This is a genomic window from Duganella sp. CT11-25 (genome assembly GCF_047302815.1).
In the GTDB taxonomy this organism is placed as follows: Bacteria; Pseudomonadota; Gammaproteobacteria; order Burkholderiales; family Burkholderiaceae_D; genus Rugamonas.
In genome coordinates, this window is sequence record NZ_JBKBFD010000001.1 from 6,427,684 (window position 1) to 6,449,963 (window position 22,280).

Sequence of the window (22,280 nt, forward strand, 5' to 3'; positions counted from 1 at the left end):
CGTCATTGTTTTTGTTAATACAATGTTTGTGATGATTCGTGCAAGAGCTGGCCGTACAGCGTGTGGCGCATCTTGGCGACCTTGCCGTCCGCCACGGCCGCCAGGATCGCGCATTGCGGCTCGATCAGGTGGCGGCAATTGTAGTACTTGCAGTGCCCCAGGTAGGGCGCGAAATCGACGAAGGCGCGCTCCAGCATGCCTTCGCTCAGGTGGTACAGGCCGAATTCCTGGAAGCCGGGCGAGTCGATGATCGACGAGTCCGGCCCCAGTTCCGGCAGCTGGTACAGCCGGGTGAAGGTGGTGGTGTGCTTGCCGGTGTCGAGCGCGGCGGAAATCTCGCGCACGGCGATGTCGGCGTCCGGCACCAGCAGGTTGATCAGCGAGGACTTGCCCATGCCGGACTGGCCGATCAGGATCGACGACTGGCCGGCCAGCAGCGGCTTCAGCGTGGCCAGCGTTTCCTCCGGCTTGCCCTTGGCCGACACCTCGTGCACCGGATAGCCCAGCGCGGCGTAGGGCTGCAGGCGCTCGCGGGTGCGCGCCAGCGATTCGGTGACGTCGGTCTTGTTGAGGATCAGGTGGGCCTTGATGCCGGCCGCCTCGGCCGCCACCAGCGAGCGCGACACCAGGTCGTCGGCGAAGCCGGGCTCGGTCGCGACGACGATGAACAGCTGCGTCAGGTTGGCCGCCAGCAGCTTGGACTTGTACTGGTCCGAGCGGTAGAGCAGGGTCTTGCGTTCCTCGATCCTGTCGATCACGCCCTGGTCGGGCGAGGTCAGCGTGATGCGCACGAGATCGCCGACGGCGACGTTGGTCTTCTTGCCGCGCGTGACGCATTGCAGCTTGGCGCCGTCGACCTCGGCCAGGTAGTGGCGGCCGTGGGCGGCGATGATGATGGCGGTCAGTTGCTGGCCGGCTGGCTTGTTCATGCGCTCACCGCCGAGTCGTACAGCGCGCTGGCCTTGGCGGCGCAGATGAAGTCGTTGTCGGTCAGGCCGTGGGCCGAGTGGGTATCGTAGCGCACGATACAGCGGTTGTAGGTGACGGTCATTTCAGGGTGATGGTCTTCAGTGTGGCTCAGGTATGCCAGCGCGTTGACGAAGGCCATGGTCCGATAGTGGTTTTTAAAGGTAAAGGTGCGCACCAGCTTGCCGTCTTCCAGCGCCCAGCCGGGCACCAGCGTCAGCAGGCGCGCGGCCTCGGCGGCGTCCAGCGCGTGCGTGGCCGGACGGCAGCGGCTGGCCAGCAGGTCGGCGCCGGTGGCGATCATGATGCCGCCGCCATGTGCAGGTGGCGGATGCGCACGCTGGCCGGCGGGTGCGAGTCGTAGAACGCCGAGTGCAGCGGATCCGGGGTCAGGGTCGAGGCGTTGTCCTCGTACATCTTGACCAGCGCCGAGACCAGGTCGCGGGCGTCGGTATGCTTGGCGGCGAAGGCGTCGGCCTCGAATTCGTGCTTGCGCGAGCTGATCGAGGTCAGCGGGCCGAACAGGAAGGTGAACACCGGCAGGGTCAGCATGAACAGCAGCAGCACCATGGCGTCGTTGGTCTGGCCCGGCAGCACCAGCGGATCGACGCCCAGGCCGGTGTAGAACCACAGCTGGTTCTTCAGGTAGCCCAGCAGGGCCAGGAAGGCCAGCGACAGCGCGAACATCATGGCGATGCGCTTGATGATGTGCTTGAGCTTGAAGTGGCCCAGCTCGTGCGCCAGCACCGCCTCGATTTCCTGCGGCTGCAGGCGCGACAGCAGGGTGTCGAAGAACACGATGCGCTTGTTGGCGCCGAAGCCGGAGAAGTAGGCGTTGCCGTGGGCGCTGCGCTTGGAGCCGTCCATCACGAACAGGCCCTTGGAGGCGAAGCCGACGCGCGCCATCAGGCCCTCGATGCGCGACTTGAGCGACTGGTCTTCCAGCGGCGTGAACTTGTTGAACATCGGCGCGATCACGGTCGGGAACAGCACCATCATCAGCAGCTGGAAGCCGCTCCACACCAGCCAGGCGTACAACCACCACAGGTTGCCGGACTTGGCCATCAAGGTCAGCATGACCCACACCAGCGGCAGGCCGATGGCCGCGCCCAGCAGCGTGCCCTTGACCATGTCGCCGAAGAACAGGCCCGGCGTCATCTTGTTAAAACCGAAACGCTGCTCCAGGCCGAACTGCTTGTAGTAGTCGAACGGCAGCGCGATGGCGCCGGCGATCAGCGCGTAGGCGGCCAGCAGGGCCAGCTGGTAGACCATGCCGGGGCCGGTGGCGTTGAAAATCTGCACCGACAGCCATTGCAGGCCGCCCAGCAGCGTAAAGCCGACCAGCACCAGGGTGTCGATGAGCAAGGTCAGCAGGCCGAACTTGGTGCGCGCGATGGTGTAGTCGGCCGCCTTCTGGTGGGCGGCGAGGGGGATTTTCTCGGCGAATTCGGCCGGCACGGCGCTGCGGTGCGACAGCACATGGCGGATATGGCGCGAGGCCAGCCAGAAGCGCACGATCAGCGTCAAAACGATGAAAGAAACAAACAAAATCGAAAACGCGAGTGAATACATTCTATGCCTGTGAGAAAATGGCGGATTCGGATAAACAGGATGGCCAAAGACGGCCAAGAGAGAATTATGTCACAAGCTAATGATTTGCCAGAAGGTTCCGCACCGGCGGCGGCCGCCCCGCGCCAGAATGAGTACAACCTGGTCTGGGTTGATATGGAGATGACCGGGCTGGAGCCCGACACCGACCGCATCATCGAAGTGGCCGTGATCGTCACCGACATGCATTTGAACGTGCTGGCAGAAGCGCCTGTGTTTGTGATCCACCAGTCGGACGAGACGCTGGACAAGATGGACAACTGGAACAAGGGCACGCATGGCCGCTCGGGCCTGATCGACCGCGTCAAGGCGTCGACCGTGAGCGAGGCGCAAGCCGAGGAAGAGCTGATCAAGTTCCTGAAGCTGTGGGTGCCGAAGGGCAAGGCGCCGATGTGCGGCAACACCATCGGCCAGGACCGCCGCTTCATGGTGCGCTACATGCCGAAGCTGGAGGCGTTTTTCCATTACCGCAATATCGACGTGTCGACGCTGAAAGAGCTGGGCAAGCGCTGGAAGCCGGAAATGGTGGCCGGCTTCAAGAAACACCAGATGCACACCGCGCTGGCCGACATCATCGAGTCGATCGAAGAGCTGAAATACTACCGCGAGCACTTCATTAAATTGTAATCGCGACAACGCCGGGGCAGTTCCGGCAACCGGACACGGCCTCAGCCATGTTGCTGCTGAGTTTGTGTCCGATTGCCGGTATCTGACCCCGGTTTTGTTCTCGCTTATTCCGCGAATGCCTGCCACACCAGCCAGAGGTTGGCCGATGAGATCACGGCGAACAGGAGCCACGCCAGCGCGGTGGTCCACCAGGCGTTGACGAAACCGCCCATGATGCGGCGCTGCGAGGTCAGGCTGATCAGCGGGTACATGGCGAACGGCAGTTGCAGGCTGAGTACCACCTGGCTCAGCACCAGCAGCTTGCCGACCGAGTGCTCGCCCAAGGTCAGCACGCCGATCATCGCCGGCACCAAGGCCAGGCCGCGCGTGATGATGCGGCGCTGCCAGCACGGGATCTTCAACTTCAGGAAACCTTCCATGATGACCTGGCCGGCGATGGTGCCGGTGAAGGTCGAGCTTTGCCCGGAAGCCAGCAAGGCCAGCCCGAACAGGATCGCCGCCAGCGCCGTGCCGGCCACCGGTTCCAGCAAGCGGTAGGCGTCGTCGATATCGAGCTCACGCGCATTTCCCGGCTGGTGGAACGCGGCGGCGGCCAGCACCAGGATCGCGCCGTTGATCAGCAGGGCCAGCAGCAGCGAGACCACGGTGTCGATGCGCGACAGGCCGATCGCTTCGCGCTTGGCGCTGTCCTTTGGCGACACCACGCGCGTCTGCACCACCGACGAGTGCAGGTACAGATTGTGCGGCATCACGGTCGCGCCAAGAATGCCGATGGCCAGGTACAGCGGCTCGCGCGACGACAAGGCCGACAGCGACGGCACCAGTCCCGCCGCCACCGCATGCCAGTCCGGCTTGATGAACACCAGTTCGCTGAACAGGCAGATGGCGACGGTCAAGATCAATCCCAGCACAATCGCCTCGATCCGCCGGAAGCCTTTGCCTTTCAGGCCGAGCACGATCAAGGTGTCGAGCGCCGTCAGCGCCACGCCGACCGGCAACGACACCCCCAGCAGCAGCTTGAACGCCAGCGCGCAGCCCAGCACTTCGGCCAGGTCGCAGGCGATGATGGAAATCTCCGCGAAGCCCCACAGCGTCTTGCTGGCCGCCGGCCGGTACTGCTCGCGGCAATGCACCGCCAGATCCTTGCCGGTGACGATGCCCATCCGCATGCTCAGGCATTGCAGCACGATGGCCGCCAAACTCGACAGCACCACCATGAACAGCAGCTGATAGCCGAACTGCGAGCCGCCCTGTATCGCGGTGGCCCAGTTGCCCGGGTCCATGTAGCCGACCGAGACCAGCAGGCCGGGACCGGCGAAACGCATTACTTTCTTCCAGAATGGATCGCCCTCGGGCACCTGGACGGTGCCGGCGACTTCGGAGGGGCAGAACGGCGCGGTGGCCGTGGTCGGCAGCTTGAACGGCAGTGAGAACATAGGCATCCAGGAAAATGATGCCTAAATTCTACTTTAGAAAGCGGGGCAGCTCCCTATCCCATGAAGCCGAGGTCCTTCAGCGCGAAGTTGCCCAGTTCGTTCTTGAAGATCTGGTTTTCCAGCGTATCCGCATCGGCGCCGAACCAGCGGCCCAGCGTGGCGCCATATTGCTGGTTGGAGAACTGCGGTATCCACGCGCCGCGCCCGGTGGCGTCATCCTTGCCGCCCAGCTTGAAATCGGGGAACCGCCCATACACGCCGCCCTTGACCGCCGCGCCCAGCACCAGGTGATGGTTGCCCCAGGCGTGGTCGGTGCCGCCGCTGGCCGGCTGCAAGGTGCGGCCGAACTCGGACATGGTGAAACTGGTCACTTGCCGCTCGGCGCGGACTTCCGACAGCGCCAGCTGGAACGCGGCCAGCGCCTGCGATACCTGGCGCAGCATGTCGAACTGCTGGTAGGCCTGGCCGCCGTGCGTGTCGAAGCCGCTCAGAGAGACGAAATAGACCTGCCGTCCCGGCCCTTGCGGCGCGCGGATGCGGATCAGCTGCGCCACCGTCTTCAACTGCTGTCCCAGCGAGGTGCCGGGGAACGCGGTCGCCAGCGGCGCGCCGGCGTTGGCGGCCTTGAGGTCGGTCACCAGCTCCATGCCGTTCAGCAGCGCCTTGTTGGCGGCGTTGGCGATCAGGTTGGGATGTTGCGCCGACAGGATCTGCACCAGCGCCGCGCGGCGCGCATCGGCCTCCTTCTGCGGCCAGAAATTCATGCCGGCCAAATCCAGCTGCCCGTTGCCGGGCAACAGATTGCCGTGCGTACTGGCGCCTTCGACAAACAGGCCGCCGGCGCCGACCGAGATCGCATCCAGGTCGCCGCCGGTGCCGAGCACGTCGACCAGGCGTCCGCCCCAGCCGCTGGCGGCGGAGGAGGGCGTGCCGGCCTGGTTCTGGATGGTCTGGTCGGGATGCGAAAACAATTGCGCCGGCACGGCGACGCCGGCGGCGTATTGCGCCTTGGTGAGCGGCTGGCGCAGGCTGCCGACGTTGAGCACGGCGGCGACCTGGCCCTGTCCGTAGAGCGCGTCGAGTTCCGGCATGCCGTAGTGGAAGCCGAACGGCTGCGCGATCGGATCGGCGACCGCCTGCAAGGTGGCGCTGCGTGGCGCCAGCAGCGTCTTGGCGGCGGTCGACAGCGCCAGGCCATGGTTGCCGCGAATGGCGGTGTATTGCGCGTAGCGGGCGCCGTCGAGCGGCACGATCATGTTGTTGCCGTCGTTGCCGCCGAACAGATAGACGCAGACCAGCGCCTTGTAGTCGGTGACGGCGGCGCGCGCCGGCGCGGCGATGCCGAGCATGCCGAGGGTGGACAGCGCGCTGGCGCCAAGGAAGCGGCGGCGGGTTGTGGCGTGGCTCATATGCATTCCTCTCTTATTGGGCGACGGCGAACTCGGCGCTGATGGCGGCGAGGTAGAGCGCGGTGATGGCGCGCTGGCGCTGGTCGGCGGAGGCGTTGACGGCGGTGCCGATCGCCTGCCGTGCGGTGGCCGACATGCGCCCCGCCAGCAAGGTGGAGTCGACCAGGTTGAGCAGCGTGGTGGCGTCGCCGGCCGCGCTGACGAACGGCGCGATGTCGAGATTGACCATGCCCTTGTATTCGCCGGAAATAAATTTGTAGAGGAAGTTGGCGCGCGCCACGGCCATGCTGGGCGCATACAGCTGGAATTCCGGGCCGTAGTACTGCGGCGCGCCGGGCAGGCGCGTCATCGGCGAGTAGAAATTGAACACGCTCGGCGCGGCGGTGATCTTCTGGCCGAGCAGCAAGTAGTCCCAGAACAGGTTGCCTGGATCGTTGATCGTGGCGCCCAGCGCGCGGAACAGGCCCAGCGATTGCAGCATCGGATCTTTCAGGCGGCCTTGCGCGGCGGCCGCCGTGTCCTGGCGCGCTTCGGGATCGGTCAGCACGGCGGTCAGCGTCGCCTGCAGGTCGCCGCGCCCGGCCGCGCCATAGGCGAACACGTCGGCCACACGCGTGATGTAGGCCGGGCTCGGATTGCTGGTGACGAAGGCGCGTATCAGCCGGGTGGCGACGAACGGCGGCAGGTTGGGATGCTGGAACAGGTTCTGCATCACGCCGTCGAGGTCCTGCACGGCGCTCTGGCCGGCCGGCAGCACGGCGCCCAGCAGCAAGGTCTTGCTGGCCTTGTCGTGGAATGCGTCGCGCGGCTGCAGCGGGCCGCTGAAGTTTTCCCAGTTGATGCCGGTGGCGCTGGCGCCCGGGTAGGTCCAGCCGCTGAGGGCGCGCGCGAAGTCGCTGATGCGGGCCTGGTCGTAGGTCGGGACCGGATCGCCGTTGCGGTCGGTCTGCATGCTGCCGTCCTGGTTCAGCATCACCGGGCCCAGCGTGAACAGCTGCATCACTTCGCGCGCGTAGTTCTCATTCGGCGATGGCGCGATGCTGTTGCCGAGGTCGAGGTATTTGCCCATGGCCGGATTGAGCGTGATCTCGCGCAGCAGCGCGCCGTAGTTGCCGAAGGCATGGTTCGACAGCGCGGTCAGCCAGGGCTGGATTTCGTTGGCGTAGGGGTTCTTGTCGGCGGAGACGACGAACAGTTGCGACAGCGCGAAGATCATGCGCTGGCGCAACTGGTCCGGGCCGCTGGCCATGTTGTCGTACCAGGCGTTTTGCAGCACGCGCATGTCGGTGGTGACCGGGATGGCGCTGGCCGGCAGCGCGAATTGCTGCTTGAGCCAGGCGGCCTGGCCGTTGGCCTTGACTGCGGCGACGTCGGCAGGGGTGGCGCCGAAGGTGGCTTGCTCCAGCAGGCGCACGGCGCTGATGCGGGCGGCGTCCGGCACGGGGTGCTGGCCGATCGGCGGCGGGGCGGGCGCCGGGGCTGGTGTTGGTGCCGGTGCCGGCGCCGGCGTTGGTGTCGGGCTTGGCGCTGGTGCCGGTGCTGGGGTAGGTACCGGCGTCGCTTCAGCCTTCAGCGTCAGCGTGGTGCTGGCGGTCATATTGGCGTAGGCGCCAGCATATTGCGTGGTGGCGCCGGTGATGGTAATGACGGCATTGGCCGGCAGCACGGCGGGCGCGGTGTATTCGCCATTTTGCGAATTCAGCTTGCCATAGGTGGCGTTGCCACCCGGGATGCCGTTGACGGCAAAGTTCATGAAGACGCCTTTGCCGTCCACCTTGCCGACCAACCAGACTTTGCTCCCCAGCCGGACCTGGCCTTTGGCGGAGCTTTCAATGGTGGCGGTGGCGGCCCAGACGGAGCCGCTCAGGCTGAGTATGCAAGCGACAGACCAGGCGCTGGTTGGTGACAATGACATCGGCTTCTCCCTTATTATTCTGGACAATGCATGTCATTAGGCAACATTTATGCCAGAAGCTAAGTCATTGATTTTTTGGGGGATGCGACAAAATTTGCAGCGCGGGGACAAAAATTGTCAGGTCCGGCGGCAAGAACTGTCAGTCGCTGCGGCGCTGCGCGAACAGCCAGTCGCGCCAGGCGGCGGACAGCAGCATGTCGGCCGGAACCTGGTGTTCCATGCCCTGGTATTCGAGGAAGCGGAGCCTGGCGCCGGGCTGGCGCTGCAAGGCGGCGACCAGCGCGCGGTCGGGCTCGATGGGATTTTCGGTGTCGGCGTTGCCGTGCACGATCAGCAGCGGTGTCGCCGACAGCCGCGCGGCGGCGCCGCGTTCCGGCGGAATGCCGGAGAAGGCGACAGCAGCGGCAAACATACCCGGCTGGAACAGCAGCGATTGTGTGGCGGCCGAGGCGCCCATCGAGAAGCCGGTGATGTAGATGCGGTCGGCGGCGATCGGGTGCTGCTTGCCGAGCTGGGCGACCAGCGCGGTCAGCGTCGGGATATTGGGGCCGGGCCGGGCGGCCAGCAGGCCGTCGGCTTCGGAAGGCTGGTAGTTGGCGCTGCGCTCGGGGAACTGCGGCGCCAGCACGTAGGCCGGGAAGCGGGCGCGGATCGCCGGCGCGCCCCACGACACGGCCAACTGGCCGAGCTGGCTGCGGTTGTCGGTGCCGACCGCGCCGGAACCGTGCAGCACGATCACCAGCGGGTAGCGCTGGCCGGGCTGGATGTCGGGCGGCGGCAGCAAGCGGTAGGGCAGGGCGCCGGCGCCGGCTTCAAAGATGCCGGCGCTCCAGGCTTCGCGGTCCAGGCTTTGCAGCTGCGCGGCGTTGCCGGCCTGTTCGGTGGGCGTGGTGCGGTCGGCGACGAGTTCGGTCTGCGCGGTGGCGGACGCGCAGGCGGCCGCCAACAGCAGGCAAAGCGCCGCGCGCCGCATCGTCATCGGCTTATTCCGCCGTATCCGCGCCGTGGCACTTCTTGTACTTCTTGCCGCTGCCGCAAGGGCAGTCGTCGTTGCGGCCGACTTTCGGCTCGTCGCGCACGAGGGTGGTGACGGCGGCCTTGCGGCGCGGCACCCAGAACTTGTAGATGGCCGGCAAGTTCGCTTCCAGTTCCTGGCCCAGCTTGTGCGCCTTGACCGGATCTTCCACCAGCGCCAGTTCCTCTTCCTCGATCTCGTCGGCGCCCAGCAGATAGATCGGCTTCATCAGCTCGCCGACTTCCGATTCCCAGATCTCGTCCCAAGAACCCGGACGCAGCTCCATGCCTTCCCAGAAGCCCCAGCACCAGGCTTCGGCGTCGATCAGGGTCTGGCCTTCGTGCTCGTGCTCGACAAACAGCGGCTCGAATTCCTTGGGCGCGACTTCGAACGTCACCAGCACTTCGTTCATGAAGCGCATGATCAGGTTGAGGATGCGTTCCTCTTCCTTCTCGTGCTTGAACTTGGGGATGTCGGTGGCTTCCTTGCCCCACACGCCCTTCAGCCATTCGGCCGGCATGATGGTTTCCGGGCCGATCGCGATGGCGGTCAGGTAGCCGTGCAGCATGTCCATCGTCATCGCATCTTCGGGGCTGCGGTCGCCCAGCAGGAAGGCGTCTAATTCGTCGAATTCTTTTTCGCTCAGTGGCTGATCGAGTTGCATGGCTTGCTCTTTTCTTGGATTGAAGCCGACAGTATACACGCCGGCCCCGTACAATGCGGGGATGAACCAAGATCATTTCGACGACGAAGAAGAAGACGCCCGTGCGGCGGCGCTGGCCGCAGCCATGGCCGACCAGCATGGCGGCCCCGACGGCGGCGCGCAGGAAACCGTGCCGCATCCGTATTCCGCGCTGAATCCCGAGTGCGTGCTCGACGCGCTCGACAGCATAGGCTTGCGCGGCGACGGCCGCCTGCTGGCGCTGAACAGCTATGAAAACCGCGTCTACCAGGTCGGCATCGAGGATGAGAAGCCGCTGGTGGTCAAGTTTTACCGTCCGGGGCGCTGGAGCGACGCGGCGATCCTGGAGGAGCACGCTTTTACCGAGGAACTGGCGGCGCTGGAGATCCCCGTGGTGCCGGCGCTGGCGCTGGGCGGCTCGACGCTGCATCACTTTAATGGCTTCCGCTTTGCGGTGTTCACCCGCCACGGCGGCCGAGCGCCGGAATTGAGCGATCCGTCGGTGTTGGAGTGGACCGGGCGTTTCATCGCCCGCATCCACGCGGTGGGGGCGGTCAAGCCTTACCAGGAGCGGCCGGCGCTGGACATCGCCACCTTCGGCACCGAGCCTTGCGCATATCTGCAGGCCAACCAGTTCATCCCGCCCGACCTGCAGGAGGCCTATGCCAGCATCTCGCAGCAGGCGCTGGACGGCGTGCGCCGCAGCTACGACCGGGCCGGCGAGCTGCCGCAGCTGCGCCTGCACGGCGATTGCCATGGCGGCAATGTTCTGTGGACCGACGCCGGCCCGCACTTCGTCGACTTCGACGACAGCCGCATGGGGCCGGCGATCCAGGACCTGTGGATGATGCTGTCCGGCGACCGCGCCGACCAGGTGCGCCAGATGTGCGACATCCTGGCCGGCTACGAGGATTTCTGCGAGTTCAACCCGCGCCAGCTGCACCTGGTCGAGGCGCTGCGCACCTTGCGCCTGATGCACTACTCGGCCTGGCTGGCGCGGCGCTGGGACGACCCGGCCTTCCCGGTGGCTTTCCCGTGGTTTAATACGCAGCGCTACTGGCAGGACCGCATCCTCGAACTGCGCGAGCAGGTCGCGCTGATGGACGAGCCGCCGCTGCCAGTCTGAGAAATAGCGGGGTTTTCCACCTCTTCTTGCGGTTCGGCTTGCTTGCCCGCTACTTGATAATGAGAACTCAGAAGTCCCGGTTGGTGCCGGGGCATATCGTCTAGCGAGAACTCTCATGCAAGCACAACTGGCCCAACAAGACAGCGACAACGTCACTCTGCTCCCTATGGTGTCGCTGCATGATCCGGACGAATCGACCCACACCCCGCGCGCCGCCATGGAAATGAAGGCGATCCAGGAAGCGATCGCCCGCGTTGAAGCCGACGCCAAGGCCGCCTGCGCCGCCGAAAACCGCGCCCACGCCGAAGCCCGCGCCCGCGCCTTGGCCGAAGACCGCGCCGCCATGGACGCCGCCGCCGCCGCCGCCGCGCAGCAAAATGCCCAGGCATCGGAAGAAGCGATCGCCGCCAACCGCGACCGCCTCGAATCGCTGCGCGCCGCCGCCCAGGCCAGCGTCGCCCGCCTGGACGCCGTCAAGCAGGAAACCGCCGAGCTGCGCGCCCGTGTCGAAGCCGACACCAGGATCCGCCTGGCCGCCGAGCAGCGCGCCAAGGCCGAGAACGAAAGCCGCCAGCGCGCGCATGAACAGATCGCCGCCGAATCCGAGCTGGCCGAACAGGCCGCCCGCGCTGCCCAGGAACTGGCCGCGCAAACCGAGCAAGCCCGTCTGCAGGCGGTCGAGCGCGTCGCCGCCGTGCAGGCCGCGAAAGAAGAAGTGGTCGGCATCGCCTCCGCCGATGCGCGCGTCGCCACCCTGGCGCGCGAACGCGAGCGCCACGCCCACGGCGCCCGCCAGACCGCGCAGATGCTGGCCGAAGCCGAAGCCGAAGCGCTGGATCTGACCCGCCAGCGCGAACGCGCCGACCAGATCGCGCTGGAATCCGCCTTCAACCGCGCCGCCGCCGAAGTGCGTGCGCTGGAAGAAGCCCGCGCGCTGGCCCATCTGGAGCAGGAGCGCGAACAGATCGCCCTGGCCAAGGCCGAATCCGAGCGCAGCGCCGCGCAATCGGTGCACCTGCGTCTGCAAACCGAAAAGGAAATCCGCGACGCCGCGATCCACCGCGAGCGTCTGGAAATGGTCGCCGCCGCCAGCGCGCAGGCGCGCCGCGACGCCGACGCCAGCATCCTGGCCGCGACCGAAGCCCGCATCGAAGTCGACAGCCAGTTGCGCGCCGTCGCGCTGGCCCGAGTGCAGGCCGAGCAGGAAGCCGAACTGAAAACCCACGCCAAGGTGGAAGCCGAAACCCACGCGCTGGAGCAAGCCAAGCTGCGCCAGGCCGCCGATGAAGCGGCCGCCGAAGCGGCCCGCGCCGACAGCCTGGAACAGCAACGCGCCGCCGACCTGGCCGATGAGCGCGCCGCCATGTCGCGCGCCGCAGCCGAACTGGCCGCCAGCCAGAACGCCGCCGAGCAACAGGAAATCGCCACGCTGGCACTGCACGTCGAAGCGCAGGATGAAGCCAATGCGCTGGCCATGCGGAAAGCCGCGCAGGCCGAGGCACTGCTGCAAGCCGAGCGGGCACGCGCAGCTGCCGAGCAGCAAGCCATCGCCGCGCTGAAGGAAAAACTGGAAGCCGAGCAGCGTGCCAGCGACGCCGCCCAGCACCGCATCGCCGCCGAGCGCGCGCAGACCGAAGCCTATCGCCAGCAAGAGGAAGCCGAGCAGCGCCTGGCCGCCGCCGCGCAGCAGGAAGCCGAAGCCGCGCGTCAGATGACTGAGCAGGTCTCGCTGGAAGCCGAACAGAAAGCCATCGCCGCACAAGCGCTGGCGGCGCAAGCCCGCCTGGCCGTGGAGCTGGGCGTGGTGCACGCAGAGCGCGCCCGCGTCGAGCAGGAAAAAGCCGCGACCGCCGAAGCGCTGTTGCTGGCTGAACGTGAATTTGTTGAAACCGAGCGTCAGTCGCTGGCGCTGATCGACCAGAAACTGACGCAGCAACGCCTGACCACGGCAGCGGAAATCCGCGCCTCGAAAGCCATCGCCGGCCGCCTGGAAGCGGAAAAGAACGTCGCCGCCAGCGCCCGTCAGCGCGCCGACGAAGCGCAAGCCGAAGCCGACGCGATGCAGCAGCGCGAACTGGCTGAGCAAGCCGCTACGCAAGCCATTGCCGACAAGGCCGCCGCCCAGCAGGCCTTGCTGGAAACCGCGCAAGCGCACGCCGCCATGCAGCGCAAGGTCGCCGACGCCACCGTCGCGATGACGGCGGCCAAGCAGAAATTACTGGAACTGGAAACCCGCCGCTACGGCGCCGCGCAAAAAGTGCTGGCCGCGGTGGAAGCGAAAGTGGTCGCGGAAGAGGGCGCCGTCGTCGCCACGCTGGACGCCGCCCGCGCCCGCAAGGAAGCGGCCCGCCAATCGCAGCCAGCCGAAGCCGGCAAAGCCGTCTGGCGCTCCCGCTGAGTTTAAAAGCTGTGCTCCGGGGTCAGGTCTGGAATGCGGACACGGTCTCTTGTGTAACAGTATTCCATAGTCGAGGTCGTGTCCGGGTTTTGGACCTGACCCCGAAGTTTAGAAGCTGTAGCCGAGGCCGATCAGTAGCAGGTCGGCGTCGCGGTGGTAGTCGGTGACGACGCGGTTCCACGAGATCTCGCCAACGATGCGCTTGGCCAGGTGATAGCGGCTGGCGATGCTGACCAGCCCGGCCTTGTGCGAGCGCTGGCCTTCGCCGTCCGGTACCTTGTCGTTGAAGTAAAACCCGGCGCCCATGCCGATTTCCACCTTCGGACTCAACGAGCGGATCAGCCACAGTTGCGTGGCGACGCCGTCGCGGTTCGATTGCGCCGAGTTGCCTTCGGTGATGGCCGTGACCGTCCAATCCACATAGCGCCCCACCGCGCGCCGGTATTCCAGCGCCATCGTCCTGGCCCGTTCCGAACTGGTGCTGTTGGTGATGCCCTGGCCGGCCAGCAGCGTCAGCGTGTCGTCGGTCGACGGCCCGTCCAGGTGCAGCTTGTCGCCTTTGACCCCATTGAACTGGTAACCGACACCGACCATCAGCGCGGTGGTCGAGTCCTTGCCGGCCGGCGTGATGCGGTTGACCTGCACCTGGTTGTACCAGCGGCTGTCGCGGTAGTGGTAGGTCGCCTGCAGGCTGTAGATGGCCGCCCAGCCGTGATCGTTGGTGTAGCGGTCGTCGCCAAGATCGGTGGTGTCGAAATAGAAATACTGGCCGGCGCCGGCGCCAAAAGACCAGCCCGGCTGGTTGTAGCCGCTGCGCAGCCAGACCTGGCCGGCGACGCCGTCGCGATGGTGGTCGGTCGGGTGACCCTCGTTGAGGTAGCTCAGGCTCAGGCCCAGGTGCTCGGTGACCGGATGGGCGTAGGAGACGCCCGCGCTGAAGCTGTTTTCGTGCTGCTCGTTGACGCGCAGTGCGCCGGCCTGGATGGCCAGTTCCTGCGCGGACAGCGAGGCGGAGGCCGCGAGCGCGACAGCGGCAAGCAAGGTCCGTTGCATAAGATAAGTTTCCGGCAAAAGGCCGAGTCTACCGGAAATAATCAAACGCTGTCTGCCGTATCGCGGGCCGGCCGCGCCTTGTTTTTTGGCTATTGCTGCACTTGGACGCGGGTGATGTAGTACTCGGTCTCGCCGAAGCACTGGCTCGGCACGCCCTTGTGCTGGGCGTAGGTCAGCACCACGCGCTTGCCGGTGGCCGCGGTCAGCGCCTGGGCCACGCCCTCGTCGCGCACGCTGAACTCGAATTTTTCCGGGATCGCGCCCGGCATCGAGGTCAACAGGATCTCGCCTTCCCAGGTCTTGCAGATCCAGCCGCGGCTGGAGAATTTCTGCAGGTAGCCGGCCCGTTCGCCGTCCGAGTAGGAGATGTGCAGCATCGCCCAGGTATAGCCGGCAAACAGCAGCAGGACGGCGGCCAGCAGGCCGATGAAATACAGCAGGACGCGTTTGGTAGTGGTCATGGATCAGTCTGGGTTATGCAATGTTTTTAATCTTATCACGCGGCGTGCTTGCGCTTGTGGCGCAGCGACGACCAGAGCGAGAAGCCGATGAAGACGATCCCCGACAGGCCGGTGAACCATTCGGGGATGTGGTATTTGACGCTGGCCAGCATGATGATGGCCAGGATGCCGATGGCGTAGTGGGCGCCATGCTCCAGGTAGACGTATTCTTCCAGCGTGCCCTTGTGCACCAGGAACACTGTCAGCGAGCGCACGAACATGGCGCCGATGGCCAGGCCCAGCATGATGATGACGACGTCGCTGGTGATGGCGAAGGCGCCGATCACGCCGTCAAAGCTGAACGAGGCGTCCAGCACTTCCAGGTACAGGAAGCCGCCGAAGCTGCCCTTGGCCACGGTCGCCGCCACCTGGCCGACGCCCGCCTCGGTGGTGTCGTCGTCGTCGGCCGGCGGGTCTTCCTCCAATAGCGTGCTGATCCAGCCGACCGCGAGGTAGACGATCACGCCGACCATGCCGGCCGTCAGCACCTTGTATTGCTCTTCGGCGCCGACCAGCGCGACGCAGCCGAACACCGCCGCCAGCGCCAGCAGCACCGACAGGCTTTCGGTGCCGTGCTGGCCCATTTTCTTCTCCATCCAGCCCAGCCAGTGCAGTTCCTTCTGATCGTCGAACAGGAAGTTGAGGAATACCAGCAGCAGGAAGGCGCCGCCGAACGCGGCCACCTCGGCATGGGCGCCGGTCAGGTGCTTCGAGTAGACCTCGGGCGTGGTGGTGGCCATGGTCCACACTTCCAGCAGGCCCAGGCCGGTGGCCATCGAGACGATCAGCAGCGGGAACACCAGCCGCATGCCGAACACGGCGACCAGGATGCCGACCGTCAGGAACAGCTTGCGCCAGAATTCGTTCCAGTGGCGCAACACCGAGGCGTTGACCACCGCGTTGTCGAAGGACAGCGACACTTCCATCACGCCCAGCACGGCGGTGATCCACAGCGCTTGCGCCAGGCCGCTGACGCCGCCGTGGTTGTAGCCCCACCAGCCGGCCAGGACCATCAAGATGAAGGTGACGGCGAAAGAGATGCGGAAATGCTGCATAGTTGTCTTTATTGAAATTTGGATCAAGGGTTGGATTTTATAATACTTGCTTCCGCCGCTGTGGGGCCATCTGCGATAATTGCACCATAAAAATGCAAAGGACCACAGATGGACATCGCTTACCTCGTCACGCCGCTGATCACCTGGATCACCGTCGGCCCGATCAAGTTCCTGATTAACAGCGCCAAGGCGCGCAAATGGGCGTTCAACCTGGTCGGCAACGGCGGTTTCCCGAGCAACCACAGCGCCGTGGTGTCCAGCATGGCGACCCTGATCGCGTTGCGCGAGGGCATCGGCCATCCTGCCTTCGGCGTCGCGGTGACCTTGTGCTTTATTGTCATCATCGACGCCAACAGCCTGCGCCAGCACGTCGGCAAGCAGGCCGCCGCCATCAACCGCCTGGCCAAGGACGACACCGGACACAAGTGGCTGCGCGAGCGCATGGGCCATACGCTGGTGGAGATCGCCGGCGGCCTGTGCACCGGCATCGCCATCGCCCATGCCATCCACGCCATTTTCGGCCGCGGCTGAGACTGTCCGGCTGTGTGTCCGGCGGGACGTCCGCGCCCGCCATTCCATCTTTCCCGCTTTACCGTTTATCCCCGTATTTGGCAATTCAGCCACAAATTCTACCGTCCGTCGCACTGTGATTGACCTCAGCCGGGCGCTCGGGGATACTCTGCCGCCTGTAGTCTGGCTAAAATTTTAATAAGCACCAATGTGCCAATTTCTCGGAGAACTTTATGTTGCGCAAAACCCTTCTTGCTCTCGCCATTGCCTCTGCCCTGGTCGCATGCGGCAAATCAGCCAAGGAGCCTGAAAAAGCCGGAGCCAGCGCTTCGGCCTCAGCTACCGCAGGTAAAGACGACAAGAAAGAGCCGTTGGTGACGTTATTGATGTCGCCTGAGGACACCATCACCGTCGAATCGAACGCGCTGGCCTCGGGCCCGGTGATCACCGGTTCGATCCAGCCGGAGCGCCGCGCCGACCTGCGCGCCGAGGTCGGCGCCGTTGTTCTTCAGGTACTTAAGGAAAACGGCGAGCCGGTGCGCAAGGGCGACGTGCTGCTGCGCCTGGACGAGACGTCGATCCGCGACAGCGTCAATTCCGCCGACGAGGCGACCCGCGCCGCCGAGCAGACGCTGGCCCAGGCCCAGCGCATGTACGAGCGCCAGAAAACCCTGCTGGCGTCCGGCATGGTGTCGACCCAGGCGCAGGAAGACGCCGAAATCCGCCGCAACAACGCCCAGAGCGACCTGGCGGCCGCCCGTTCGCGTTCGGTCTCGGCGCGCCAGCAACTGACCCGCACCGTGGTGCGCGCGCCGTTTGACGGCATCGTCAGCGAGCGCAAGGTGTCCAACGGCGACACCGCGCAGGTGGGCAAGGAGTTGATCAAGGTGATCGACCCGGCCAGCATGCGCTTCGAGGGCCTGGTGTCGGCCGACAAGATCGGCGTGGTCAAGGTCGGCCAGCCGGTGCTGTTCCGCGTCAACGGCTACCCTGGCCAGAATTTCAGCGGCAAGGTCAAGCGCGTCGATCCGGCCGCCAACGCCGTCACCCGCCAGGTCGAGGTGCTGGTCGAGTTCAGCGAGCCGGCCCAGCCGCGCGTGGCCGGCCTGTATGCCGAGGGCCGCGTCGAGTCGCAGACCTCGTCTTCGCTGATGATCCCGCCGTCGGCGCTGGTGCAGGCGGGCGACGCCAACTATGTCTGGCGCGTCAAGGGCGGCCAGCTGGCCAAGGTGCCGCTGACCATCGGCACCCGCGACGAGCGCAGCGGCCGCTGGCAGGTGCTGACCGGCCTGGCCACCGGCGACATGGTGGTGCGCGTGCCGGCGTCCGGCTTCAAGGATGGCCAGAAGGTCGAACTGAGCGCGCCGAAAGCGGTGGCCTCGGCGTCGGCGCCTGCCGCCACTGGCAAATAAAAAGGATAACCAGCCATGTTCTTATCGGATTTCAGTATCAAACGGCCGATCGCCACGATCGTGCTGATCGTGGCCATGATGTGCCTGGGCCTGATGGCGCTGACCAAGCTGCGCGTCAACCAGAACCCGGACGTCGAAGTGCCGTTCATCGTGGTCAACATCCCGTATCCGGGCGCGTCGCCGGAGACGGTCGAGCGCGAGATCGTCAACCGCCTGGAAAAATCGCTGCAGTCGATTACCGGCGTGACCGAAGTCAATAGTACCGCCTCGGAAAGCTCGGCCAGCATCTTCATCAAGTTCACCTTCACCAAGAACCTGATCGAGGCGTCGGACGAGATCCGCAACGCCATCGCGGCGGTGCGCTACAAGCTGCCGACCGAGATGCGCGAACCCATCCTGCAGCGCATCGATCCGTCGGCGCAGCCGGTGATGCAGCTGGCGCTGTCGTCCAACACGCAGAGCCACGCGGTCATCTCGCGCCTGGCCGAAGACAAGCTGGCCGACCGCTTCCGCGGCATCGACGGCGTGGCCTCGGTGAATATCGACGGTTCGCTCAAGCGCGAGCTGAGCGTGCTGCTGAAGGCGGAGAAACTGCGCGAATACAACGTCTCCGTCGGCGACGTCGTCAACGCGCTGCGCAACCAGAACACCAACGCGCCGGTGGGCAAGGTGCGCGGCGACCTGGACGAGAAGAGCATCCGCCTGGTCGGCCGCATCGAGCGTCCGGAAGAGTTCCAGCAAGTGGTGGTCAAGCGCAACGGCAACGAGCTGGTGCGCCTGGCCCAGGTGGCGACGATCGAAGACGGTTTTGCCGAGGTCAACAGCCTGAGCGTGCGCTCCGGCAAGCCGAACGTCGGGATTTCCGTGACCCGCTCGCGCGATGCCTCGACCGTGACCGTGGCCAAGAAAATCCGCGCGATGGTCGAAGAGATGCGCAAGGACCTGCCGTCCGGCACCACGTTGGAAGTGACGGAAGACGACGGCGAAAACGCCGAGTCCAGCCTGAACAACGTGATCGAGTCGCTGATCTTCGGCGCCGGCCTGACCATCTTCGTGGTGTACGCCTTCCTGAACTCGTGGCGCTCGACCCTGATCACCGCGCTGAGCCTGCCGACCTCGGTGCTGGCGGCCTTCATCGGCGTCTGGCTGTGCGGCTTCACGCTGAACTTCATGACGCTGCTGGGCCTGTCGCTGGCGATCGGTGTGCTGATCGACGACGCCATCGTGGTGCGCGAAAACATCGTGCGTCACATGCAGATGGGCGCCGACCGCCGCACCGCCGCGCTGAAGGGCACGGCCGAGATCGGCATGGCGGTGGCCGCGACCACCTTCTCCATCATGGCCGTGTTCATCCCGGTGGCCTTCATGCCGGGCATCACCGGCGAATGGTTCCGTCCGTTCGCGCTGACCGTGACCTGCTCGGTGGCGGTGTCGCTGCTGATCTCGTTCACCCTGGATCCGATGCTGTCGGCCTTCTGGGGCGACCCGCCGGATCACCACACGGCGCCGCGCAAGGGCTTTGAGAAAGTCTTGCAGCGCTTCAACGAATGGTTCGACCACCAGGCCGACCGCTACGGCTACGTGATCGAATGGGCGCTGCACCACCGCCGTTCGATGGTAGTGATCGCCGTGGTCAGCCTGGTGGCGGCGCTGGGCCTGCAGGTCAAGTTCGGCGGCGCCAGCTTCGTGCCGGCGTCCGACTGGGGCACCATCGCCATCGACGTGCGTACGCCGTCGTCGAGCAGCCTGGAATACTCGCGTCTGAAACTGGAAAAGGCCGCCGTGATCGCCCGTTCGATCAAGGAAACCAAGGAAACCAACAGCTACGTCAATCTGAGCGGCGGCCGCATCTATGTGGACATCGGTAAGAAGAACGAGCGCAAGCGCGGCGTGGTGGAAGTGGCCAAGGAGCTGCGCCAGAAGCTGGCGGGCCTGGTCGGCGCCGAGTACACGGTGCTGGACGACTTGAGCAACGGCGCCCGCAAACCGGTGCAGATTGAATTCACCGGCACCGAGTCGCGCAAGCTGATGGAGATCACCAACGCCTATATGGACCGCTTGCGCAAGGTGCCGGGCGCGGTGGATGTCGGCCTGTCCGAGATGGATCCGAAGGACGAGCTGCAGATCGAGCTGAACCGTGGCCTGGCCAATTCGATGGGCATCGCCGCCGGCGACGCCGCGCAGGCATTGCGGGTGGCGTTTGCCGGTATCGAAGTGGGCGACTGGGTCGACCCGACCGGCGAGTCGCGCGACGTCGCCGTGCGCCTGGCGCCGGAAGACCGCACCAGCTCGGAGAACATCGAGCGCCTGCCGATCGCCGTCACCGGCACCAATCAAATGGTGCCGCTGGACCAGATCGCCCGCGTGACGATGGGCAAGGGCCCGTCCACCATCAAGCACAAGGACGGCAAGCGCGTGATCACGGTCACCGCCAACGTCGAAGGCCGCTCGCCGGGCGAAGTGACCAGCGACGCCATGAAGCTGGTCAAGGACATCGACTTCCCGCCGGGCTACGGCCTGGACCTGGGCGGCGCCGGCAAGGACATGAACGAGGTGTTTGGCGCGATGGGCATCGCCCTGATCGCCGGCGTCGGCCTGATGTACCTGATCCTGGTGATGCAGTTCGGTTCCTTCACGGCGCCGATCGCGGTGATGCTGTCGCTGCCGCTGTCGCTGATCGGCGTGGTGCTGGGCCTGCTGCTGACCGGCAGCACCATCAACCTGATGAGCCTGATCGGCGTGATCATGCTGATGGGCCTGGTGGCCAAGAACGCCATCCTGCTGCTGGACGCGGCGCGCAAGCGTGAGGAAGAGGGCTATGGCCGCGAGGATGCGCTGATGTACGCCGGCCGCATGCGCCTGCGTCCGATCCTGATGACGACGCTGGCGCTGATCGCCGGCATGTTCCCGGTCGCGCTGGGCCTGGGCGAGGGCGGCGAGTTCTACCGTCCGATGGCGATCTCCATCATCGGCGGCACGATCACCTCGACCCTGCTGACCTTGCTGATGGTGCCGACCTTCTACGACAGCATCGAGATCAGCAAGGACCGCATGATCGCCAAGTTCCAGCGCCGCACCGAACGCTGGAGCGCCGCGCCGGCCCTGGTGGTGACCCTGGTCGAAGCGCTGCTGACCCTTGTGTTCGCGCGCTGGGTGTTCCGCCTGGTCATGAAAGTGGTGTTCAAGCTGACCGGCCGCGGCGGCCCTGTCGTCCCGGCGGCCGAAGTCGTGTGACGCGGAAAGTGAACCCAGCACCAGGTTGATGTAAGCCTGGTGCCATCGAAGAAAAAAAGCCAATCGCCGAAAGCGATTGGCTTTTTTTCTTGCTAGATCCCGTGGGCGACGCTGCCTTTGTTTCGCCAGGACAGCGCCGTGATGGCGGCGGCAATCACATTCGCAACGGCACTCGCGATGATCGGCAGTGTATAGCTATGGCTGGCATCGTAGATGAAGCCCGCTGCGCTCGGGCCGACCAGCGTGCCGAGCGCGACGCTCGTGTACAGGATGCCGATGATGGCGCTGACATTGCGTCCTCCAAAGTGGTCCATCACCACAGTGGGAAGGATGGCCACCCAGCCGCCGTAGAAGAGTCCGAACAGCAGTGCAAACGTGGCCAGCGACCCAAAGCGCGAGGTGAACGGCCAGAGTGCCAGGGCCGCCGCCATCCCGAGAAACATCGCCAGAAGAAAGTGCTTTCGCCCCACTTGATCGGCCAGCCCGCCAAGTATGAATCGCCCCGCCGTGCTGCCGACGCCGATGGCGCCAAGCAGCAGCACGGCCGCCGATGGGCTGAGTTGATGGTCGAGGGCGTATGGCATCAGGTGGACGAAGGGCACGAAGACCCCGAATGAGCAGATCAGGCAAGCCGCGTACAGACCGAGGAATTGCGGTGTCCTGAGCGCGTCGCGCAAAGATGCGCCGGCGCGGACCGCGCTGGCGCGGCCGGTGGGCGCAGGTCCGCCGTCCGGCCCCAATCCCTTGTCGGCTGGATCGTTCACGATGAAGAGCGACATGCTCACGCCTATGCATGCGGCCAGGCCGCCCAGTGCAAGATAGGCGTGCCGCCACCCTACGGCGGCAATCAGCCATGAGGCGACCGGCGGCATGACCAGCGTACCGATGCCGATGCCGCTGACCGCCAGTCCGGAGGCGAAGCCGCGCCGCTTGACGAACCAGCGCTGCACCGCGCCTATGGCCGGGACATAGGCGCAGCCGACTCCCAGCCCGATGCCAAGGCCGTAGGCCGCGTAGACCTCGACTATGCTGCGCGCCGCGCTGGCGAGCGCGAGACCGATGCCGACCAACAGCATGCCGAGCACCGCCAGGCGGCGCGCGCCCCAGCGGTCGGCCAGCGGGCCGCTGAGCGCGCCAAGTCCGAAATACAGGAAGCCCGCCAGGGAAAAGACCAGCGACACCGACCCGCGCGACGCGCCGAATTCGCGTTGCAGCGGGACCACGAAGGCACTGAAGGTGTAGGCGCTGCCGAAACCGACAAAGGTGATGGCGAAAGCGGCGGCAACGACCATCCAGCCATAAAACAGTTGATCCGGTGCGGTTGTTGAGCGCAT

The 22,280-nt window shown here is 65.5% G+C and carries 18 protein-coding genes; 6 read left to right on the forward strand and 12 right to left on the reverse strand.

Features of this window, described 5'->3' with window-relative positions:
* Positions 1-14: 14 nt before the first annotated feature.
* Genes rsgA through ACEN9F_RS27895 form a run of 3 tightly spaced genes read right to left on the reverse strand, consistent with a single transcriptional unit; the run spans position 15 to position 2,538 of the window.
* Complete coding sequence (gene rsgA, locus ACEN9F_RS27885) at positions 15-929, reverse strand: ribosome small subunit-dependent GTPase A (protein WP_413425438.1); 915 nt, start codon at positions 927-929, stop codon at positions 15-17.
* Positions 926-1,270, reverse strand: coding sequence for a 4a-hydroxytetrahydrobiopterin dehydratase (locus tag ACEN9F_RS27890; RefSeq protein WP_413425440.1), 345 nt, complete (start codon positions 1,268-1,270; stop codon positions 926-928). The genes rsgA and ACEN9F_RS27890 overlap by 4 nt, the downstream gene beginning before the upstream one ends.
* On the reverse strand, positions 1,267-2,538 hold the full coding sequence (locus ACEN9F_RS27895) for a M48 family metallopeptidase (RefSeq protein WP_413425442.1): 1,272 nt from the start codon (positions 2,536-2,538) through the stop codon (positions 1,267-1,269). The genes ACEN9F_RS27890 and ACEN9F_RS27895 overlap by 4 nt, the downstream gene beginning before the upstream one ends.
* A 66-nt stretch (positions 2,539-2,604) precedes the next feature.
* Between ACEN9F_RS27895 and orn the strand changes: the two genes are divergently transcribed.
* Positions 2,605-3,201, forward strand: a complete 597-nt coding sequence (gene orn / locus ACEN9F_RS27900) for an oligoribonuclease (protein WP_413425444.1) — start codon at positions 2,605-2,607, stop codon at positions 3,199-3,201.
* 104 nt (positions 3,202-3,305) lie between these two features.
* Here the strand turns inward: orn and ACEN9F_RS27905 are convergent, their stop codons facing one another.
* The 5 genes from ACEN9F_RS27905 to ACEN9F_RS27925 form a co-directional block, all read right to left on the reverse strand.
* Positions 3,306-4,637 (reverse strand): Nramp family divalent metal transporter, encoded by a 1,332-nt coding sequence (locus ACEN9F_RS27905; protein ID WP_413425446.1) that lies wholly within the window; start codon positions 4,635-4,637, stop codon positions 3,306-3,308.
* A 53-nt stretch (positions 4,638-4,690) separates the two neighbouring features.
* The gene (locus ACEN9F_RS27910) at positions 4,691-6,046 is read right to left on the reverse strand and encodes a DUF1501 domain-containing protein (RefSeq protein WP_413425448.1); all 1,356 of its coding nucleotides are present in this window, start codon (positions 6,044-6,046) and stop codon (positions 4,691-4,693) included.
* A gap of 13 nt (positions 6,047-6,059) precedes the next feature.
* Positions 6,060-7,961, reverse strand: coding sequence for a DUF1800 domain-containing protein (locus tag ACEN9F_RS27915; protein WP_413425450.1), 1,902 nt, complete (start codon positions 7,959-7,961; stop codon positions 6,060-6,062).
* Between the two features lie 139 nt (positions 7,962-8,100).
* Positions 8,101-8,940: a dienelactone hydrolase family protein gene (locus tag ACEN9F_RS27920; protein WP_413425452.1), complete on the reverse strand. Its 840-nt coding sequence runs from the start codon at positions 8,938-8,940 to the stop codon at positions 8,101-8,103.
* A 4-nt stretch (positions 8,941-8,944) separates the two neighbouring features.
* Positions 8,945-9,640, reverse strand: a complete 696-nt coding sequence (locus tag ACEN9F_RS27925) for a UPF0149 family protein (protein WP_413425454.1) — start codon at positions 9,638-9,640, stop codon at positions 8,945-8,947.
* A 61-nt stretch (positions 9,641-9,701) separates the two neighbouring features.
* Here ACEN9F_RS27925 and ACEN9F_RS27930 point away from each other — a divergent pair, with 61 nt between their 5' ends.
* Both ACEN9F_RS27930 and ACEN9F_RS27935 read left to right on the forward strand, forming a co-directional pair.
* Positions 9,702-10,784, forward strand: coding sequence for a serine/threonine protein kinase (locus ACEN9F_RS27930; protein WP_413425456.1), 1,083 nt, complete (start codon positions 9,702-9,704; stop codon positions 10,782-10,784).
* Between the two features lie 115 nt (positions 10,785-10,899).
* Positions 10,900-13,182, forward strand: coding sequence for a hypothetical protein (locus ACEN9F_RS27935; RefSeq protein ID WP_413425458.1), 2,283 nt, complete (start codon positions 10,900-10,902; stop codon positions 13,180-13,182).
* Between the two features lie 108 nt (positions 13,183-13,290).
* Here the strand turns inward: ACEN9F_RS27935 and ACEN9F_RS27940 are convergent, their stop codons facing one another.
* The 3 genes from ACEN9F_RS27940 to ACEN9F_RS27950 form a co-directional block, all read right to left on the reverse strand.
* Positions 13,291-14,235, reverse strand: coding sequence for a hypothetical protein (locus tag ACEN9F_RS27940; RefSeq protein ID WP_413425459.1), 945 nt, complete (start codon positions 14,233-14,235; stop codon positions 13,291-13,293).
* Between the two features lie 89 nt (positions 14,236-14,324).
* Positions 14,325-14,696: a hypothetical protein gene (locus tag ACEN9F_RS27945; RefSeq protein ID WP_413425461.1), complete on the reverse strand. Its 372-nt coding sequence runs from the start codon at positions 14,694-14,696 to the stop codon at positions 14,325-14,327.
* 35 nt (positions 14,697-14,731) lie between these two features.
* The gene (locus tag ACEN9F_RS27950) at positions 14,732-15,790 is read right to left on the reverse strand and encodes a DUF475 domain-containing protein (protein ID WP_413425463.1); all 1,059 of its coding nucleotides are present in this window, start codon (positions 15,788-15,790) and stop codon (positions 14,732-14,734) included.
* A 108-nt stretch (positions 15,791-15,898) separates the two neighbouring features.
* Between ACEN9F_RS27950 and ACEN9F_RS27955 the strand changes: the two genes are divergently transcribed.
* From ACEN9F_RS27955 to ACEN9F_RS27965, 3 genes are all read left to right on the forward strand, one after another.
* Positions 15,899-16,321, forward strand: a complete 423-nt coding sequence (locus tag ACEN9F_RS27955) for a divergent PAP2 family protein (RefSeq protein WP_413425465.1) — start codon at positions 15,899-15,901, stop codon at positions 16,319-16,321.
* A 212-nt stretch (positions 16,322-16,533) separates the two neighbouring features.
* Complete coding sequence (locus ACEN9F_RS27960) at positions 16,534-17,712, forward strand: efflux RND transporter periplasmic adaptor subunit (RefSeq protein ID WP_413425467.1); 1,179 nt, start codon at positions 16,534-16,536, stop codon at positions 17,710-17,712.
* Between the two features lie 15 nt (positions 17,713-17,727).
* The gene (locus ACEN9F_RS27965) at positions 17,728-20,946 is read left to right on the forward strand and encodes an efflux RND transporter permease subunit (protein WP_413425469.1); all 3,219 of its coding nucleotides are present in this window, start codon (positions 17,728-17,730) and stop codon (positions 20,944-20,946) included.
* A 92-nt stretch (positions 20,947-21,038) separates the two neighbouring features.
* Here the strand turns inward: ACEN9F_RS27965 and ACEN9F_RS27970 are convergent, their stop codons facing one another.
* Positions 21,039-22,280 carry an MCT family MFS transporter gene (locus ACEN9F_RS27970; protein ID WP_413425471.1) on the reverse strand — a complete coding sequence of 414 codons (1,242 nt, stop codon included), beginning with the start codon at positions 22,278-22,280 and terminating at the stop codon, positions 21,039-21,041.